Here is an 18,172-nt window from a genome sequence, read left to right on the forward strand (position 1 = left end):
AAGAACACACGCACACCATCCCGGGAACCTTTGCGATTCCCTGTCCGGGGCTCTCGTTCTGTTCTGCTGGAAGCTTATCCGGTTCGTTTTCCCGGTGTCAAATCGGGGGTGAACCCGGTCTGTTTTCCGCTTCGGCAGATATTTTGTTGAGCTGTTTCGTACTGTACCCGGTCCGTTTTCGGGGCTTTCAGCGGGGGTCCCACTGTCCGTCCGTGTCCCGGGAGTTCCACTTCGCGGCGACCCGCTCGGTGTGGAAAGAAAGTTAGCAGGGCGTTCACGGGGCGTTTTCACCCACCCCCCTCTAACCGTGATACCGCAGGTCAGGGGCGTGTCAGCGGGCGGAGCGGGCCGCAGGGGTTGACCCTGACGCCGCGTGAGGCGGCAGGCTTGCCGCGTCGAACCGGAAGGGAATCAGGGTGGACTACACGGTCGGACAGGTGGCCGCGCTCGCGAATGTGACCGTGCGCACTCTTCACCACTACGACGAGATCGGACTGCTGTCGCCGAGCGGGCGCACTCCCGCCGGGTACCGCACCTACGGCGAGGCGGACCTGGACCAGTTGCACCGCGTGCTCGCTTACAAGGAGCTCGGGTTCCCGCTCGAGGAGATCGCGGCGATCGTCTCCGACCCGGACACCGACACGATGGGCCACCTGCGCAAGCAACGGGATCTGCTGCTGTCCAAGGTGGAGCGGCTGCGCGGCATGGTCGTGGCCGTGGACCGCGAGCTGGAGTCGCGGCGCATGGGGGTCACGCTGACGCCGGAAGAGCGCTTCGAGGTGTTCGGCGACTGGGAGCCCGTGCCCGGCTACGGCGAGGAAGCCGAGCGGCGGTGGGGGCAGACGGAGCAGTGGCGCCAGGCGCAGGACCGGATGGGCTCCTTCGACAAGGAGGACTTCGCGCGCATGCAGACCGCGCAGGCGGAGTGGGTGCGCGAGCTGCTCGCGGCGGTGGACGAGGGGTCGGCCGCGGACGGCGAACGCGCGATGGACCTGGCGGAGCGGCACCGGCAGCTGATCGGGCTGCTCTACGACTGCTCGCCCGCGCAGCACGTGGGGATCACGCGGATGTACGTGAGCGAGCCGGAGCAGTTGAACTTTCTAGTGAGCCCTGACCTGCAAAGGCCGGGTTTGGGGGCGTTCATCTGCGCTGCGGCTCAGGCAAACGCCAAACGAATGGGTGAGTGACTAGGCCGTTCAGCCCTACAAGGATCTACGGACTTTCGTAGTTCTCTGGGGAGGCCGTGATGGCTGATCGTTTTGTCCACTACGTCGGGAGCCTGCCGGGCGCGGACGCCGAGTCCGCGATGGCCGGGGCGCTGACCAGCTCCGGGCACCGCCTGCGCACGCTCGCCGACGGCGAGACGGGCGAGCGCGACCGGTGGATCGTCAACTTCGTCGACAGCCTCGACGGGCACGCGGACCTGGAGACGGTGGCCAGGGGCGCGTGGTCCAGCTACACAGACATCCCGAAGTACCGCGTCCGCAAGGGGCGCGAGCTGACCGGAGGCGCGCTGAACCTCGGCTACGTCGACGAGTTCCGGCGCAGCTACCCCGTCTTCAAGAAGCTGCGGGAGAAGCAGGGGCACGAGGGGCTGCGCTACCAGGTCGGGGTGCCGGGGCCGTTGGACCTCGCGATGTTCGTGTTCGGGCCGATCGGTCCGTTCAAGCACGTCAAGCCGTTCCACGACGCGACAACGCGCGAGCTGCGCGAGATCCACGCCGAGGCCGGCGACGACGTGCTGTTCCAGATCGAGGTGCCGGTCGAGCTGGTGTTCATGACCAAGGCGCCGAAGTTGCTGCACGGCGCGCTCTCGCGCTGGCTGGCGAAGAAGGTGACCGCGGTCGCGGCGGACGCGCCCGAGGGCACGAGCTTCGGCGTGCACCTGTGCCTCGGCGATCTGAACAACAAGGCGCTCGGCAAGTTGAAGAGCGCCGCGCCGCTGGTGACGCTGTCGAACGCGATCGTGGCCGCGTGGCCCGCTGGGCGGAAGTTGGAGTACGTGCACGCGCCGCTCGCGATGGCGGATCTGCCGCCCGCGACGGACGAGTCCTTCTACCGCGCGCTGAGCGGGCTCGTGCTGCCCGCGGGGTGCCGGTTCATCGCGGGGCTCGCGCACGAGGGCCAGGACCTGGAGACGCAGCGGCGGTTGCTCGCGCTGGTCGAACGACTCGTGAAGAGCGACGTGGACATCGCGTGCGCGTGCGGTCTGGGGCGGCGCGACGCTGATCAGGCGGCACGTGCGATGGACCGCTGCAACGAGCTGGCGGAGACAACTGGCTGATCAGCCGACTTGCACGACGGGAGCGCTTGAAGTACCCCCTGTGGGATGACTACGCGCCCCGTCGTGCTCGGCACCCTCGTGCTCGCGGGAGTGCTCGTGGCGTGCGCGGACACTCCGCCGCCACCAGCACCTCCTGTTCCCGCGACAAGCACGACCGCTGCCACCACGACAACGACAACAACTGCGAACACGGGTCCCCTCGTGTCCGTTCAGGACGTGGACCCGAGCATCGTCGTCGAGGCGCGCTACTTCACCGACCACAACTTCGTCGGCGAGCGCATCGACGGCTACGAGGCGAACAAGTGCCTGGTGACGCCGCAGGCTGCTGAGGGGCTACGGCGCGTGCAGGAGGAACTGCGGCCGAAGTCGCTGAGCCTGAAGGTCTACGACTGCTACCGCCCGCAACGCGCGGTGAACCACTTCGTGCGCTGGGCGAAGACCGCGGACACGCGGATGAAGGCGGAGTTCTACCCCGCGCTCGGCAAGGACCGCCTGTTCCCGGACGGCTACATCGCCGACCGCTCCGGGCACTCTCGCGGGAGCACGGTGGACCTCACGCTCGTCGACGTGCCCGCGAAGCCGCAGGCGCAGTACCGCGCCGGTGACGGGCTCGTGAGCTGCACGGCGCCCCAGGAGCGGCGCTTCGCCGACAACACCGTGGACATGGGTACCGGCTTCGACTGCTTCGACAAGCTGGCGCACACCGCGAACCCGGCGATCGCGCAGCCCGCGAAGGGCAATCGGGCGCTGCTGAAGTCCTTGATGGACAAGCACGGGTTCGCCAACTACGCGCAGGAGTGGTGGCACTTCACCCTGCGAGGTGAACCACATCCTGAGACCTATTTCGACCTGCCGGTGCGTTGATCCCGGAAGTCGATACGTTCATGACAGACCAGAATGATGGGGAGAGTGCATGGCTGCCGATATCGGCGTGACCGGACTCGCGGTGATGGGCCGCAACCTGGCGCGCAACTTCGCCCGCAACGGCTTCTCGGTCGCGGTGCACAACCGCTCGCGGGCCAAGACCGACGCGCTGGTGTCCGAGTTCGGGCACGAGGGCGAGTTCGTGGGCAGCGCGACCGCTGAGGAGTTCGTCGCCTCGCTGTCCACCCCGCGCAAGATCGTGATCATGGTGAAGGCCGGCGCGCCGACGGACGCGGTGATCGACGAGCTGACGCCGCTGCTGGAGCCGGGCGACGTCCTGGTGGACGGCGGCAACGCGCACTTCGCCGACACCCGCCGCCGCGAGGCCGCGCTGAAGGAGAAGGGCATCCACTTCGCCGGGGTCGGCATCTCCGGCGGTGAGGAGGGCGCGCTGCTCGGGCCGAGCATCATGCCCGGTGGCTCGAAGGAGTCCTACGCGGCGCTCGGGCCGCTGCTGGAGAAGGTGGCCGCGAAGGTCGACGGGACGCCGTGCTGCGTGCACGTGGGCCCGGACGGCGCGGGGCACTTCGTGAAGATGGTGCACAACGGCATCGAGTACGCCGACATGCAGCTGATCGCGGAGTCCTACGACCTGCTGCGGCAGGGCCTCGGGCTGAGCGCGAAGGAGCTGGCCGAGGTCTTCCGCGGCTGGAACACCGGTGAGCTGGACTCCTACCTCATCGAGATCACCGCCGAGGTGCTCGACCAGGTCGACGCGGCCACCGGCAAGGCGTTCGTGGACGTCGTGCTGGACCAGGCGGAGCAGAAGGGCACCGGGCGCTGGACGGTGCAGACCGCGCTGGAGCTGGGCGTGCCGATCAGCGGGATCGCCGAGGCGGTGTTCGCGCGCTCGCTGTCCGGGCACGCGGACCAGCGCGCGGCGGCGGTGAACCTGCCCGGCCCGACCGGCGGCACGGTGTCCGGCGCGGTCGCGGAGACGCTGGTGGAGGACGTGCGGCTGGCGCTGTACGCCTCGAAGATGGTGGCCTACGCGCAGGGCTTCGACCAGATCATCGCGGCCAGCAAGGAGTACGGCTGGGACGTCGACCTGGGTTCGACGGCGACGATCTGGCGCGGTGGCTGCATCATCCGGGCGCGGTTCCTCGACCGCATCCGCGAGGCCTACGACGAGTCGGGCGACCTGCCGTCGCTGCTCGTCGCGCCGTTCTTCGCGAAGGCGCTGGAGCAGGCTCAGCAGGCATGGCGCCGCGTGGTGGTCACGGCGGTCGAGCTGGGTGTTCCGACGCCGGGCTTCGCGTCGTCGCTGGCCTACTACGACGGTCTGCGGCGCGAGCGGCTGCCCGCGGCGCTGATCCAGGGGCAGCGCGACTTCTTCGGCGCGCACACCTACCGGCGCGTGGACCGCGAGGGCAGCTTCCACGTGGACTGGTCGGGCAAGCGCGAGGAGAATCCGGCCTGAGCCGAAACGCACTGCGAGCCGGGCTGTTCTTGGAGCAGCCCGGCTTTCGTTTTGAGAGGGTGCGGTGGTGAGGGGACTCGTGTCGATCCTGGCTGCCGCGACGCTGGTCTGTGCCGGTTGCGGGGGCGAACCCGTGCCGAAGGACCTGTGCGGGTCGATCGGGAAGGCCGACTTCCCGTGGCCCGGCGAGCCCACCGCCAAGCACGAGGAGGACTCCTGCTCGTGGTCGGCGGCGGGCTACAGCGTCGCTGTGAAGCGGATGCCGGACATTCCGTTGGAAGCGCTGCGGAAGTCCTGGAACCTCAAGGAGCCCGCGAAGTCGCTCGGTGGGCGCGAGGTTTTCGTGCGCAAGTCCGGTTACGACCTGAGGTCCGCGGACGAACGCGCGATCGAGTGCCGTGCGGCGATGAAGGACGGCTCCGGCGTCGTGACGCTTCAGGTGCGCAACGACGACACCGCCGATCTGTGCGCGGACGTCACGAGGCTGGCGGAGAAGGTCGCGCGACACGTTCCAGGATGACCGCCTCATCGGGTGCGAGCGGCCCCGGCTCAGTTCTGTCCACTGTGGAGTACCGAAGCAGCCAGTCGCCGTCGAGCTCGGCCGGTGCGGTGCCGAAGTTGGCTGCCACCACGGTGTTCCCGCACTGGTATGCGACCAGGCCGGGAGCGGTGTCCAGCCAGGTCGGTTCGGTGCGGCGGAGATCAGGTAGCTCGCGGCGCACGTGCAGCAGTCGCCGGTGGGCGTTCAGGATCGAGTGCGGATCTTGCTGCTGCACCTCGACGGTGTCGGCCGGGGTGCGGTCGCCGAAGGGCAGCCACGCCTTGTCCGCGCTGGTGAAGCCCAGGTTCTCCTCGGCGCGCCACGGCATCGGGGTGCGCGAGGCGTCGCGGTTGTGCTCGTGGTTGCCGCCGCGCTTGGCCAGCGGATCTTGCGCTTGGTCGGCGGGCACCACTCCGTTCACCAGGCCGAGTTCGTCGCCCTGGTAGAGGAACGGCGTGCCGGGCAGGCCGATGGTCAGCGTCGTCAGGGCGAGCGAGCGGGCGGCGCCGTAGCGGGTGGCCGCGCGGCTCCAGTCGTGGCTGCTCTGCGCCCAGGACAGGGCGGGACTGGCGGTCGCGGCGGCTCGGAGCAGGTCGGCTTCGGTGCCACCGGCGTCCACTTCCGCCTGGATGAGGCCGAAGTAGAAGTACGAGTGCAGCCCGTCGCGGCCGAGGTAGCCCGCGAGCGCGCCGGGGTCGAGCATGTGCGTCTCCCCCACCAGGAAGGCGCCGTGGTCGTCGGCGATCATGCGCCAGCGGCGGTGGATGTCGTGCAGCGCGGGCTGACCGATGTCGTGCTGATGGTCGTAGTGGTACCAGTCCGCGACTGCGCCGCCGATGAGCCGCACGCGGTCGGCGGGCAAGCGCGGGTTGTCGGGCAGATCCGGGTGCTTGGCCAGGTAGTGCGCGGTGTCGACGCGGAAGCCGTCCAGGCCCCGGTCGAGCCAGAACCGCATGATCGACTCGACCTCGTCGGCGACCTTCGGGTTGCCCCAGTCGAGGTCGGGCTGCTCGGGGGTGAACAGGTGCGCGTACCACTCGTCGGTGTGCTCGTCGTAGGTCCACGCCGGGCCGCCGAAGGTCGCGACCCAGTTGTTCGGCGGCTGGCCGGGACCGCGCCCCGGCCGCCACAGGTAGTGGTCGCGGTACGGGTTGTCCTTGCTGGACCTGGACATCAGGAACCACGGGTGCTCGTTCGAGCTGTGGTTCACGACCAGGTCGCTGATCACCCGCATGCCCAGCTCGTGCGCCTCGTCGATGAGTCGGTCCAGGTCGGCGAGCGTGCCGAAGCGCGGGTCGACGTCGCGGTAGTCGGAGATGTCGTAGCCGTGGTCGTGCATGGGCGAGCGGTAGAACGGCGTCAGCCACAGCAGGTCGACGCCGAGCCAGTGCAGGTAGTCGAGCTTGCTGAGCACGCCGGGCAGATCGCCCCAGCCGTCGCCGTCGCTGTCGCAGAACGACGGCAGGTACACCTCGTAGCCGACCGCGTCGGCCCACCAGTCCTGTCGGGTCACGCCTCCACCTCCCGGGTTCGCACCTTCAGCACCACCAGGACCGAGACCAGGCCCAGGGTGATCACGTTCGTCGCGGCCACCGGCACGTCACCGGTCGCCAGTCCGTAGACCGCCCACATCGCCACGCCGCCGCCGAAGAGCAGCAGCCAGCCCCAGGAGAGGTCGCCCGCGCTGCGGGTGCGCGCCGTGCGGAGCACCTGCGGCAGGAAGCTGAGCATCGTCAGCGCTCCCGCGATCAAGCCGAAGACCGTCACAGCACTCCTCCGGTTTGTGCAGTTACTGTACAAACTTAGACTAGGAGCTATGAGCCCCCTCGCACAAGAACGCTCGCGCGATTCGCTGGGCGCGCTGGTGCTCCAGCTCCACATGCGCGGCGGGGTGGCGAGCCGGGCAGAGCTGACCGAAGTGCTCGGGTGCGGGCGCAGCGCGATGGGCTACCTGCTGGGCGAGCTGACCTCGCGCGGCCTGGTGTCCATCGACCCGACGGGCGGACCGGCGCCTTCCACGGACGGCGGGCGCCCCTCGCACGCGGTGCTGGTCGCCGATGAGGCTCCGACGGTGGTCGCCGCGCAGCTGTCCGCCGAGTCGGTCACCGTCGCGCGGGTCGGCCTCGGCGGCAGGGTGCACGCGCGCGTCGAGCAGTCCCTGCGCACCCGTGACACCACCGACGCTTTGGACACGCTGAGCGAGCTGATCTTGGAGTTCGCCGGGCCGAACGTGCTCGGCGTCGGGCTCGCCGTTCCCTCGCCCGTGCGCCGGAGCGACGGTTTCGCGGCGGCCGCGCTGCACCTGGGCTGGCGCGGGGTGCCGCTGCGCGAATTGTTGTTGGAGCGCTTGGGAATGCCATTGGCGCTGGGCAACGACGCGAACCTGGCGGCGATGGCGGAGTACCGGCACGGCGCGGGCAAGGGCGCGGAGCAGCTGCTCTACCTGATGACCGGCCACGTGGGGCTCGGTGGCGCGGTGGTCAGCGAAGGGCGGCTGTTCCTCGGCGCGCGGGGCTACGCGATCGAGCCGGGGCACATCACCGTCGACCCGGCCGGGGCTCCGTGCCGGTGCGGCTCCACCGGCTGCCTGGAGGTCGAAGCCGATCACCGGGGCCTGCTGCGCGCGGCCGGTCGCGCCGAACAGCCGTTGCACGAAGTGCCTGCGGCGGTTGAGGAAGTCCTCACCTCGGCCGTCGCAGGCGACTCCGCGTGCATTGCGGCCGTCGATCAGGTCACGCGGCATCTGGGCAGCGGCCTGGCGAGCTTGCTCAACCTGACCGACGCCGACCGCATCGTGCTCGGCGGCACGCTCGGCCGCCTCTACTCGCTCCGGCCGCGCGTGGTGGACGAGGGCGTGGCCAGCCGCTCGTTCCTCACGGAGGTGGGCGAGATCCCTGTGGTGCCAGGGGCTTTGGCGGACAGCGTGCTGCTCGGCGCGGCGGAGCTGGCACTGCAACCGCTGCTGGACGATCCCAAGCGCGTGCTGGACGAGCTGGCTAGATAGCGAAAAGCCGGCGCTCGGCCTCGTCGAGCGCCACCCGTAACGCGCCGAGCGCGACAGCGTCGTCGGCCAGCTCCGACAGCATCAGGCGCGGCGGCGTGAGGCACAGTCCGGGGACCCGGGCGGCGAGCTCGTCGAGCAGCGCGGGGCCGCAATCCGCGAGGAAACCGCCCAGTACCACCAGTTCCGGGTCCACGGCGAGCGCCATCGTCGCGATGCCCTGCGCGAGGTCGTCGAGGAACCGGGCCGAGCTCAGGTCCGTGAAGGCACGCGTGAGATCGTGCTGGGACTTCGCCAGGAAGTCGTTCGCGGAGGCCCACGGCGAGTGCGGCAACGCGCCCAGTTCGCCCGCGGCGCCGTGGTTTCCCCGGTGCGCGCGGCCGTTGATGACCACGCCGACGCCGAGCTTGTGATCAGCCAGCACGTAGACCACGTCGTCGACCTCGCGTGCGACGCCGCGCCAGCGCTCCCCCATCGCGGCGGTGTTGGCGTCGTTCTCCACCCGCACCGGGCAGGCGAAGTGCGCGCCCAGTTCGCCTGCGAGGTCCAGGCCGGTCCAGCCGTCGAGCACCGAGCAGAGCGAGATCCGGCCGTCGCGGTCGACGAGGCCGGGTGTTCCCACGGCGACCGCCCAGAGCCGGTCCCTGGCGATCCCGGTGGCCTGGAGGCACTGCTGCACGGCGCGGCGGGCCTTGAACAGGCGTTCGGGGCCGGGCACGTCCGGGCTCAGCTCGACGCGCTTGGCGCCGACGATCTCGCCGTGCAGGTCGCTGAGCACCACGTAGACCTTGTGCGGGCCGATGTGCAGGCCGAGCACGTGCCCCGCGTCGGGGCGGAAGCGGAACCGGCGGGCGGGGCGGCCGAGCGGTCGGGTGCCGCCGGTGACGGGCTCCACCTCGGCGACCACGCCAGCGGAGACCAGTTCCTCGACCGCGCCTTCGACGGCGGAGCGGGACAGCTGCGTCGCCTTGGTCAGCTCGGTCAGCGTGAGCGCAGCCGCGCGGTGCAGGACCCGCAGCACCCTGGCCGTGTTGAGCCTGCGCAGGGCCGTGGCGTCACCGCCGAGACCACCCACTCCGTCCACGGGCTTCAGGCTAGCCACTTCAGCTGCTTCACGAATTTGTGAAAAGTATGTAGCTTGGGCGGCATGAGGATCGTGTTCGTGACCGTGGGCTCGCGCGGGGACGTCGCGCCGTACACCGGCCCGGCGACGCGGCTCAGGGAGGCCGGGCACGAGGTCGTGGTCGCCGCGCAGTCCGCGTTCGCCGACATGCTCGACGAGCTGGGGTTGGCCCACCGGCCGATGCCCGGGGACACGCGCGCCCTGCTGGAGTCCGAGGAGGGTCGCGCCTGGGCGGCGAAGGGCTCCGGGCTGCGCGGGGTGCTGGCGCAGGTGGAGATCGCCAGGCAGCTGATGGACTCCGTCGCCGAGGGTGTCCTCGCTGCGGCCGAGGGCGCGGATGTCCTTCTGCTGCAACGAGGAGCACTGCTCCACGGCTACCTGGCCGGCAAGGCCCTCGGTATCCCGACCGCCTCGCTGGAGCTGTTCCCCGGCGTGCCCACCGCGGAGTTCGGCCTCGCCGGGATGGGCGGCAAGGACCTCGGCCGCGTGCTGAACCGGTGGCTCCCGCGCCTGGCGCTGCGCATGCCGTCGCCGTTGGACGCGTCGGCGAAGGAGTTCTGCCGTCGCGTCGGGTTGCCACCGATGGGCGCCACGCGCGTGCGCCGGATGATGTTGGCGGACAAGGACTACCCGGTGCTGCACGGTTTCAGCAGGCACGTGGTTCCACGTCCGGCGGACTGGCCGCGCGGCACGGACGTGGTGGGCTACTGGTGGCCGGAGCGCCCGCCCGGCTGGACCGCGCCCGCCGAGCTGGTCGACTTCCTCCAGGCCGGTCCCCCGCCGGTGTTCCTCGGCTTCGGCAGCATGGCGCCGGGCGAGGGGGCGCGGCTGTCGGAGATCGTGACCGAGACCGTGCGGCGCGCGAAGGTCCGCGCCGTCGTGCAGGCGGGCTGGTCGGGGCTCACCGCGACCGGCGACGACGTCATGTGCGTGGAGAGCGTGCCGCACGACTGGCTGTTCCCGCGCATGGCCGCCGTCGTGCACCACTGCGGTGCCGGGACCACCGGGGCGAGCGTTCGGGCGGGAGTGCCCGTGGTGCCCACCCCGGTGCTCGCCGACCAGCCGTTCTGGGCCTCCCGGCTCGCGAAGACCGGTGTCAGCCCGGGCTCAGTGCCGTTCACCGAGCTGGCTGCTGGACCGCTGGCGTCACTGGTGTCCCAGGCCGTGGTTGATCCCGGCTACCGCGCTCGGGCGCAGGCGCTGGCGGAGAAGGTCCGCGCCGAGGATGGCTCCGGCGCCGTGCTCCGCCTGATCGCGGGGCTCTAGCGCCACCAGGTGTCGGCGGGGGTGACGGGGACCGTGCGCTTGTGGCGGGTCGCGAGGTACATGCGTTCGAGCTTGTCGGAGACCTCCGGGGAGACGTCGAGGCCTTCCAGGTAGTCGTCGATCTGCTCGTAGGTCAGGCCGAGCGCGACCTCGTCGGGCAGCGCGGGACGGTCCTCCTCCAGGTCGGCGGTCGGCACCTTCTCCCACACGCTCGGCGGAGCGCCCAGTTCCTGCAACAGCGCGGCGCCCTGACGCTTGGTCAGCCCGGTGAGCGGGGTGAGGTCGACGCCGCCGTCGCCGTACTTGGTGAAGAAACCGGTCACGGCCTCGGCGGCGTGGTCGGTGCCGACGACGAGCATGTTCAGCTGCCCGGCGATGGCGTACTGGATCACCATGCGCTCGCGGGCCTTCACGTTGCCGTGCACGAAATCACGCAGCTTCGGCTCGCCGAGCGCACGCGCGACCTCGACACCGACGCCCTCGGCCCCGGGCTTGACGTTGGCGGTGACGGTGCGGTCGGGCTTGATGAACTCCAGCGCCGCCTGCGCGTCGGCCTCGTCGGCCTGCACACCGTGCGGCAGCCGCACGGCGACGAAGCTCGCCTCGTGGCCCTCCTCGCGCAGCTCCTCGACGGCGAGCTGGCAGAGCCTGCCGGTCAGCGTGCTGTCCTGGCCGCCGCTGATCCCGAGCACGAAGCCCTTCGCGGGCGTGGAGCGCAGGAAGTCCTTGAGGAAGTCGACGCGATCGCGCACCTCCACCTTGGGCACCACGGTCGGTTTGACGGCCAGCTCGGCGAGGATCTGCTCCCGGAGGTTCATCCCCGTACTGTACGACCGCCTCGGTTGGCCCACGGGCGTCTCGGGTACCCGGGCGCCATGGTGAAGACGGAGATGCGCATCACGGCGAGCCCGAAGCAGGTGTTCGACGTCCTCGCCGACGGCTGGTCCTACGCGGGGTGGGTGGTCGGCGCCTCGCACATCCGCGACGTCGACGAGGGCTGGCCCGCCGAGGGCACGCGCATCCACCACAGCGTCGGACCGTGGCCGCTGCAGGTGGAGGACGTGACGCGGGTGGCGCGCGTCGTGCGCGGCGAGCTGATCGAGCTGGAGGCGCGGATGTGGCCCGTCGGCGCGGCGAAGATCCGGATCACGCTCACCCCCGCCGGGCCGGAGGCCACCGACGTGGTGATGGAGGAGGAGATCACCCAGGGACCCGCCAAGGTGATCCCGGCGGCGGCGCAGGCGCTGGTGCTCAAGCCCCGCAACGCCGAAGCGCTGCGGCGGCTCGGGGACATCGCCAGGGGCCGGGCCTGAACACCGGCCCCCGGCGGCAGGGGATCAGCCGAAGGACACCGGGATGAAGACGTCGTAGAAGCGGTCCGCCGAGGCGTTGTGGTCGCGGCGGCTGATGATCGCGCAGGTCACCTGCGAGCAGTCCAGGCCGGGGCCCGCCTCGGTGACGCGGATCTTCGCGGTGAACGAGCCGCCGGAGATCGAGAAGATGGACTTCCCGTTGGCGGGGAAGGCGTTGGTCACCCAGGAGGACGGCCCGATCTGCTCGGAGCCCTGGCCGTTGCCGCCCAGGCACGGGGCCGGGCGCGCGCCGTAGCTGAAGTCGTCGGGCACCTGGCACAGCGCCAGGTAGTAGCCGTTCGGGTCGTCGTAGCCGGAGCCGGTGATCGTGATGGTCGCGCCCGCCGGGTCGAGCCCGGTGGCGTCGTCGGCGCTCAGGGTGTGGCCGTTGCGGGTGGCCGAGCCCGGCGCGGCGACGGCCGATCCGACCACGCTGGCCAGGCCGACGACGGTGAACAGGGTGACGAGCAGGGTCTTGCGCACAGTGCTGCCCTCTTTCGGCTTTCGGCTCTTGGGACTCGGTGTGGTGGCTCGTGCGTCAGCGGGGAGCGCGCGGGCGGAGCAGGAGTCCGCCGAGCAGCAGGAGCGCGCCGCCGAGCACGGCCAGCGGCACGACGCCGTCGACCCCGGTGTTGGCCAGGCGCTGCTGCTGCGCTTGCTGGTGAGGCTGTTCTTGTTGCTGCGTGGTCGTTTCGACGGTCGTCGTGGTCGTGGTCGTGGTCGTCGCCGTTGTTGTCGTCGGCGGTGCCGTCGTCGTCGGCTGAGGTGTCGTCGTGGTCGGTGTGCGCACGGTCAGGACGGCGCTGGCGCTGGCGGTCTGCCCGGCCTCGTTGCTGAAGACCACGCGGTAGTGGCCGTCGCGGGCGGCGGGCAGGCGGAGCGTGCTGGTGACGGTCTCGTCCTGCCCGCTCGTCGTGCCCGCGCCGAGGTCGGCCCAGCTCACGCCACCGTCGATGCTGTGCTGCCACAGGGATTGCGGCTTCGGGGTGCCGGTCGCGGTCGCGGTGAGCGTCGCGGCTCCGGGCTCGACGGTCTGGCTCTTCGGCTGTGCGGTGATCTTCGGTGAGATCGATCGGGTCAGCACGTCGACGCGGTTGTCCTTGGTGTTGGCCACGTAGACGAGTCCGTTGCGGCCCACCACGACCGGGCCGGGCTTGCCGATGTCGAAGCGCTCGACGACCTTGCCGTCCGCGAGCACGCTGACCTGGCCGATCTCCGCCTGGCTGACGTAGAGCAGCCCACCGTGCGCGGTGATCCTCGTCGGCGCCACCCCGACGCCGACCGGCTGCCCGACCACCCCGCCGGACTTGATGTCCACTGTGGACACCGCTCCGGAGATCCGGCCCGCCACGTGGACCTCGCCGTCCGCGATCGCCAGCGAACGCGGCTCTCCGGCGATCGGGATGGTCGCGGTGACCTTGTGGTCGGCGGCGCTGATCACGGAGACGGAGTTGCCGGAGGCGTTGGCCACGTAGGCGTTCCCGCTGTCGGAGTCGACCGCGACCCCGTCGGGTTCGAGTCCCACCGGCACGGTCGCCACGACCTGGTGCTGCGCGTCGATCACGGTGACGGAGTTGCCGAGCCCACTGGCGACGAACACGGTTCCCCGCTTCTGGTCGACCGCGACCCCGTTGGGACCGAGTCCCACTGGGACGGTCGCGAGTACCGTCCGGGACTCGGTGTCCACGACGGACACGGTCGGCTTGCCGCCGATCGCGTCCCGGTTGACGGCGTAGAGCACCTTGCCTCGCAGTGCCAACTGGGAGGTGGTGTTGCCCAATTTGATCGGAGTACCACTGATCTCGTTGGTACCGCCGTTGATCACCGACACGGCGCCCGCGCGGGCGCTGCTGACGTAGATGTCCTCCGCCGCCGCGAGACCGGCGAGTCCGTTGGCGGGCACGGAGGTCTTGAGCTTGTGCTTGGTGACACCACCCGGGTCGCCCGGCCCAGGACCACCTCCGCCGCTCCAGGTGACCGGGACGCCGACGTCCTGCGTGCGATCGCCGCCGGCGGTGTGGTCGCTGCGGGTGAACACCGCACAGGTCAGGATCGCGCAGTCAGCGAACTCGTCCTTGCGCTTCACCGTGATCGTGAAGGAGAACGAGCCGCCCGGCCCGTACGGCTTCACGAGGTCCTTGCCGTAGTCGGGTGGGTTGTTGGAGATCCAGACCGACGAGCCCGCGCCCCCGGTCATGTCGACTCCGCCGATGCACGGCGAGGGAGCTTTGCCTGGGCCGTTGTCCACGCACAGGGCGAGGTAGATCCCTTGTGCGCGACGGCCTTCCGTGCCGTCGTCGTACCCGCGACCGGTGACCTTGATGGCCTGCCCGGCCGGATCGAGGTCGTACGCCGGGGCGACCGTGAGCGTACGGCCGTTGGCACTCACCGTTTTCTCCCCGTTCGCCGCGTGTGCCACCGGCGCCAGGCCGAGCACGAGCAGCACGATGAGTGCCAACCGCCGCATCACTCCCCCTACCTTCACTTAGGCTACCCTAACTTAAACAGCACGTGCCGGAACCACAAGGGGCACACCGGTTTCCGGGTGCGGGATCACATCGACCGGGTGCTCGTAGACCTCGCTCAGCAGCTCCGGCGTGAACACCTCCACCGGCGACCCCGACGCCGCGACGCGTCCTCCGCGCAGCACGACGGCTTGGTCGGCGTGCGCCGCCGCGAGACCGAGGTCGTGCAGCACCACCACGACCGCGCAGCCCTCCGCGGCTCGGCGCCGCGCGACCGCGAGCACGAGTTCCTGATGCTTGAGATCCAGTGCCGCGGTGGGTTCGTCCAGCAGCAGCAACGGTGTTCGCTGGGCGAGCACGCGCGCCAGGGACACCCGCGCTCGCTCCCCGCCGGACAGGGAGGGGAAGCGGCGATCGGCGAACTCGACGACTCCCGCGCGCTCCATGCTGTCCCGCACAACCTCTTCGTCGTGCTTCTCCTCGGGTGTTCCCGCCCAGGGAGCGCGACCCATCTCCACGATGTCGCGCACCCGGAACGGGAAGGACAGCGTCGTGTGTTGCGGCAGCACGGATCGCAGCCGGGCCAGCTCGACCGCCCGGTAGCTCGACGGCTCGCGCCCGTCGATCAACACGCTCCCCTGATGGGGAAGGTCTCCGGCGATGGCGGCGAGCAGGGTGGACTTGCCCGCGCCGTTGGGGCCGACCAGTGCGAGCAGTTCCCCTTGGCGCGCGACGAGGTCCACTCCGTCCACAATGGACTTCCCGGCGATCGTCACGCGCAGGTCCTCGACCTTCACGCCCAACCTCCTTGCCTGGAACGGGTCCTGCGGAGCAGCCAGAAGAAGAACGGTGCGCCGATCAGCGCGGTCAGCACACCGAGCGGGACTTCGGCGGGCGCGGCGACCGTGCGGGCGATGAGGTCCGCGCCGACGAGCAGAACGGCCCCGCCGAGCGTGCTCGCCGCGATCAACGTGCGGTGCCCGGGCCCGGCGATCATGCGGATCAGGTGCGGCACGACGAGCCCGACGAAGCCGATCACGCCGGAGAAGGCCACCGCCGCCGAGGTCAGCAGCGCCACCACCACGATCAGCACGCGGCGCATGCCCTCCACGTCGACGCCGAGGTGCCGCGCGGAACGCTCACCGAGCGCGAGCAGGTCCAGCCGCCGGGCGTAGAACGGCGCGACGGCCAGCCCCACCACCGCGCACGGAGCCACCGCCGCGACCGCGCCCCAGGTCGCCGAGCCGACGCTGCCGAGGTTCCAGAACGTGATCGCCCGGAGCTGGGCGTCGTTGGAGTAGAACATCAGCAGGCCGATCATGGCTCCGCACAAGGCGTTCACGGCCACACCGGTCAGCACGAGCGTCACGACCTCGGTGCGCCCGTTCGCGCGGGAGAGCGCGTAGACCACCGCGACCGCGATGAGCCCGCCGAAGAACGCCGCCGCGACCACGGTCCAGCTGCCCAGGAACGACACCCCGGAGACGACCACGGCGGCAGCGCCGACAGCGGCCCCGGACGAGACCCCGATGACACCGGGTTCCGCGAGCGGGTTGCCGAAGACTCCCTGCATGAGCGCTCCCGCGCAGCCGAGGGACGCGCCGACCAGGGCGCCGAGCACCACGCGCGGGAAGCGGACCTCCCAGAGGGTGCGCTCGCCGAGGTGGTCGGGCAGGGAGCCGGTGTCGATCCCGACCTTGTGCAGAACGGAACCGAGTACCTGTCCGACCGGGATCTCGTACGCGCCGACACCCGTGGCGAGCAGCGCGACGATGACGAGCGCGACCGCGAGTGCGAGCAGCAGCGGGGTGGGTCTGCCCCTCACCGCCGGTGAATCCGGTCGACGAGCAGGTCGAGCACCTGCGCGGTGCGCGGGCCGAAGTTGAGCAGCACGCCGTCCTCGACCTCGATCACCCGCTTCTGCTCGCCCGCCGGGGTCTGCGCGATGCCCGCGATGCCGACCAGGCCGTCGATCCCGCCGACCGAGCGCAGTCCCCCGCCCATCACCAGCAGCACGTCCGGCCGCGCGGTGATCATCGCCTCCGAGGTGATCGGGGTGAACGTGCCCTTGCCGAGCGAGGAGCCGACATCGACCGCGCCCGCCGCCTCGATCAGCGAATCGGCTCCGGAACCCTTGCCGCCCAACAGGTACACGCCCGCCGTGCCGCGCAGGTAGAGGAAGGCGACCTTGGGCTTGACGGCTCCTGCGGGCACCCGGGACTGCGCGGCCTTGATCTCGGCGGCCGTGCGCGCGAGGAGGTCCTTGCCCGCGCCCGCGACGCCCAGCGCGGCGGCGACCTTGGTCATCCGGGGCGCGACGTCACCGAGGTTCCACGCGGCGTTGATCACCACGACCGGGATGCCGGAGCTCTTGAGCTGCGCCAGGACCTCCGGTGGCCCGGTGTCCTCCTGCGCGAGGATCACGGTGGGGCGCACGGAGAACACGCCCTCGGTGGCGATGTCGTGGCCGGTGCCGCTCACCGAGGGCAGGCCGTCGGCCTCCTGGAAGGTCGTCGCGCGGTCCTTGGCGACGACGTTGCGGCCGAGGCCGAGGCTGAACACCAGCTCGGAGAGCCCGCCGGAGAGCGGCACGATCCGGCTGACGTCGGTGACCGTGACGTCGCGGCCGTCGTCGGAGCGCACGGTGACCGGCAGCGTCGGTGTCGGCGTCCCGGGCAGCGGGCGGAGTCGCTTGGCGTCCACCCCGGCTCCGGGTGCGGCGGCGGGCGCCGAGGTCCCCGGCGCTCCCGGAAGTGGGGCGCTGGCACACCCCGTGAGCAGCCCGAACGCCACCAGTGCCGCGACCCACCTCATGCGAATTTCCCTCACTTCCATCACAGTATTTGGTTAGGCTAACCTAAGCGTCATGCTTCTGGGTGACCGTCTTTCCCGCGTGCTGCTCGTGCTGCCGGTGGCGCTGCTCGGCCTGGCTCCGGTGGCCGCGGCGGCACCGGCTCCGGAGATCAGCGCCGACTCCCCCGTCGCCGCGGGTGAACGGATCGTCGTGCGCGGCAAGGGCTTCCAGTCCGCCGAACGGATCACGCTCGGCACCTGGGCGGTACCGGGTTCCTCGGACACCGCGAACTCGCGGACGATCACGACCGGCGCGACGGGCACGTTCACGGCCGAGTTGGAGGTGCGGACGGACTTCGCCGCGGCACCGCGCTACGAGATCCGCGCGGTGGGCGCTGCCGGTACCGCGTTCCTCGCGGTACCGAGGCCCACGTCGACCACCCCGACAACAACCACGACCACGACGTCGGTCAGCACGCCGGTTCCGGCCGTGCCCGCGGCTCCGTCCGGGCGGGCGGCGGTGCTCGCGGCGGCGGGGGCGCCGAAGCTGACCGCGTCGAAGACCACCGGGCTCGCGCAGAACGGCGAGAAGATCACCGTGCGCGGCGAGGGCTACGACGTGAACAAGGGCATCTACGTGGCGATCTGCGTGGACAACGGGCCCGGCAAGGCGCCGTCTCCGTGCCTCGGCGGCGCGGACATGTCCGGCGGGCAGGGCGGATCGGTGTGGATCTCGTCGAACCCGCCGCCCTACGGCAAGGACCTGGCGAAGCCCTACGGTCCCGGCGGCTCGTTCAGCGTCGAGCTGATCACCAAGGCCAAGGACACCAACGCGGACTGCCTCGCGCAGCGGTGCGCGGTGGTCAGCCGCAACGACCACACCCGCGGCGGCGACCGCTCGCAGGACGTCATCGTGCCCATCACCTTCGCCACCGGAGCTGGGTCTCCCCCGCCGCCACCTGCTGCGGTCGTGGTCGGTGCGGGCGGCGGGGGAGACCCAGCT

At 70.8% G+C, this 18,172-nt stretch carries 18 protein-coding genes; 9 read left to right on the plus strand and 9 right to left on the minus strand.

All coding sequences use genetic code 11. The features are described from left to right. Positions 1 to 416: 416 nt before the first annotated feature. The 5 genes from CCN37_RS29330 (at position 417) to CCN37_RS29350 (ending at position 5,148) form a co-directional block, all read left to right on the plus strand. Complete coding sequence (locus tag CCN37_RS29330; RefSeq protein ID WP_086827021.1) at positions 417 to 1,187, plus strand: MerR family transcriptional regulator; 771 nt, start codon at positions 417 to 419, stop codon at positions 1,185 to 1,187. Between the two features lie 59 nt (positions 1,188 to 1,246). Further along, positions 1,247 to 2,284, plus strand: a complete 1,038-nt coding sequence (locus tag CCN37_RS29335; RefSeq protein ID WP_086827023.1) for a hypothetical protein — start codon at positions 1,247 to 1,249, stop codon at positions 2,282 to 2,284. A gap of 45 nt (positions 2,285 to 2,329) precedes the next feature. After that, complete coding sequence (locus CCN37_RS29340; protein WP_086827025.1) at positions 2,330 to 3,148, plus strand: M15 family metallopeptidase; 819 nt, start codon at positions 2,330 to 2,332, stop codon at positions 3,146 to 3,148. 49 nt (positions 3,149 to 3,197) lie between these two features. Beyond that, positions 3,198 to 4,628, plus strand: coding sequence for an NADP-dependent phosphogluconate dehydrogenase (gene gndA / locus CCN37_RS29345; RefSeq protein ID WP_086827028.1), 1,431 nt, complete (start codon positions 3,198 to 3,200; stop codon positions 4,626 to 4,628). 67 nt (positions 4,629 to 4,695) lie between these two features. Beyond that, positions 4,696 to 5,148 (plus strand): hypothetical protein, encoded by a 453-nt coding sequence (locus CCN37_RS29350; RefSeq protein ID WP_143261863.1) that lies wholly within the window; start codon positions 4,696 to 4,698, stop codon positions 5,146 to 5,148. Here the strand turns inward: CCN37_RS29350 and CCN37_RS29355 are convergent. Continuing rightward, the gene (locus tag CCN37_RS29355) at positions 5,105 to 6,682 is read right to left on the minus strand and encodes an alpha-amylase family glycosyl hydrolase (protein ID WP_086827031.1); all 1,578 of its coding nucleotides are present in this window, start codon (positions 6,680 to 6,682) and stop codon (positions 5,105 to 5,107) included. The genes CCN37_RS29350 and CCN37_RS29355 overlap by 44 nt on opposite strands. Then, a complete protein-coding gene (locus CCN37_RS29360; protein WP_210408271.1) occupies positions 6,679 to 6,936 on the minus strand; it encodes a SemiSWEET family sugar transporter in 258 nt (85 codons plus the stop codon). Before CCN37_RS29360 ends, CCN37_RS29355 begins: the two co-directional genes overlap by 4 nt. Positions 6,937 to 6,985: 49 nt before the next feature. Here CCN37_RS29360 and CCN37_RS29365 point away from each other — a divergent pair, with 49 nt between their 5' ends. Further along, a complete protein-coding gene (locus CCN37_RS29365; protein ID WP_086827035.1) occupies positions 6,986 to 8,173 on the plus strand; it encodes an ROK family protein in 1,188 nt (395 codons plus the stop codon). Here CCN37_RS29365 and CCN37_RS29370 read toward each other — a convergent pair. Next, complete coding sequence (locus tag CCN37_RS29370; protein WP_210408272.1) at positions 8,166 to 9,254, minus strand: ROK family transcriptional regulator; 1,089 nt, start codon at positions 9,252 to 9,254, stop codon at positions 8,166 to 8,168. The genes CCN37_RS29365 and CCN37_RS29370 overlap by 8 nt on opposite strands. A 63-nt stretch (positions 9,255 to 9,317) precedes the next feature. Between CCN37_RS29370 and CCN37_RS29375 the strand changes: the two genes are divergently transcribed. Further along, the gene (locus CCN37_RS29375) at positions 9,318 to 10,559 is read left to right on the plus strand and encodes a glycosyltransferase (protein WP_086827040.1); all 1,242 of its coding nucleotides are present in this window, start codon (positions 9,318 to 9,320) and stop codon (positions 10,557 to 10,559) included. Here the strand turns inward: CCN37_RS29375 and nadE are convergent. After that, positions 10,556 to 11,377 (minus strand): ammonia-dependent NAD(+) synthetase, encoded by an 822-nt coding sequence (nadE, locus tag CCN37_RS29380; protein WP_086827042.1) that lies wholly within the window; start codon positions 11,375 to 11,377, stop codon positions 10,556 to 10,558. The genes CCN37_RS29375 and nadE overlap by 4 nt on opposite strands. A 57-nt stretch (positions 11,378 to 11,434) precedes the next feature. Between nadE and CCN37_RS29385 the strand changes: the two genes are divergently transcribed. Further along, on the plus strand, positions 11,435 to 11,872 hold the full coding sequence (locus CCN37_RS29385; RefSeq protein WP_086827045.1) for an SRPBCC family protein: 438 nt from the start codon (positions 11,435 to 11,437) through the stop codon (positions 11,870 to 11,872). A 24-nt stretch (positions 11,873 to 11,896) separates the two neighbouring features. On the opposite strand, the gene CCN37_RS29390 is transcribed toward CCN37_RS29385, so the two are convergent. The 5 genes from CCN37_RS29390 to CCN37_RS29410 are packed head-to-tail and all read right to left on the minus strand — an operon-like array spanning position 11,897 to position 17,190. Next, positions 11,897 to 12,394 carry a hypothetical protein gene (locus tag CCN37_RS29390; protein WP_246843383.1) on the minus strand — a complete coding sequence of 166 codons (498 nt, stop codon included), beginning with the start codon at positions 12,392 to 12,394 and terminating at the stop codon, positions 11,897 to 11,899. Between the two features lie 55 nt (positions 12,395 to 12,449). Further along, entirely contained in the window at positions 12,450 to 14,396 is a 1,947-nt protein-coding gene (locus CCN37_RS29395) for a hypothetical protein (protein ID WP_143261864.1), read from the minus strand. Positions 14,397 to 14,411: 15 nt separating this feature from the next. Beyond that, complete coding sequence (locus CCN37_RS29400; RefSeq protein WP_246843384.1) at positions 14,412 to 15,173, minus strand: heme ABC transporter ATP-binding protein; 762 nt, start codon at positions 15,171 to 15,173, stop codon at positions 14,412 to 14,414. Further along, positions 15,170 to 16,201 carry an iron ABC transporter permease gene (locus CCN37_RS29405; protein WP_086827051.1) on the minus strand — a complete coding sequence of 344 codons (1,032 nt, stop codon included), beginning with the start codon at positions 16,199 to 16,201 and terminating at the stop codon, positions 15,170 to 15,172. The genes CCN37_RS29400 and CCN37_RS29405 overlap by 4 nt, the downstream gene beginning before the upstream one ends. Beyond that, positions 16,198 to 17,190 (minus strand): hemin ABC transporter substrate-binding protein, encoded by a 993-nt coding sequence (locus CCN37_RS29410; RefSeq protein ID WP_210408273.1) that lies wholly within the window; start codon positions 17,188 to 17,190, stop codon positions 16,198 to 16,200. The genes CCN37_RS29405 and CCN37_RS29410 overlap by 4 nt, the downstream gene beginning before the upstream one ends. A 52-nt stretch (positions 17,191 to 17,242) precedes the next feature. On the opposite strand from CCN37_RS29410, the gene CCN37_RS29415 reads away from it, so the two are divergent. Further along, a partial coding sequence (locus tag CCN37_RS29415; RefSeq protein WP_210408274.1) for a hypothetical protein occupies positions 17,243 to 18,172 on the plus strand: 930 nt, incomplete at its 3' end.

The sequence above is a fragment of the Allokutzneria sp. NRRL B-24872 genome (assembly GCF_002155965.1).
Classification (GTDB): domain Bacteria; phylum Actinomycetota; class Actinomycetes; order Mycobacteriales; family Pseudonocardiaceae; genus Allokutzneria.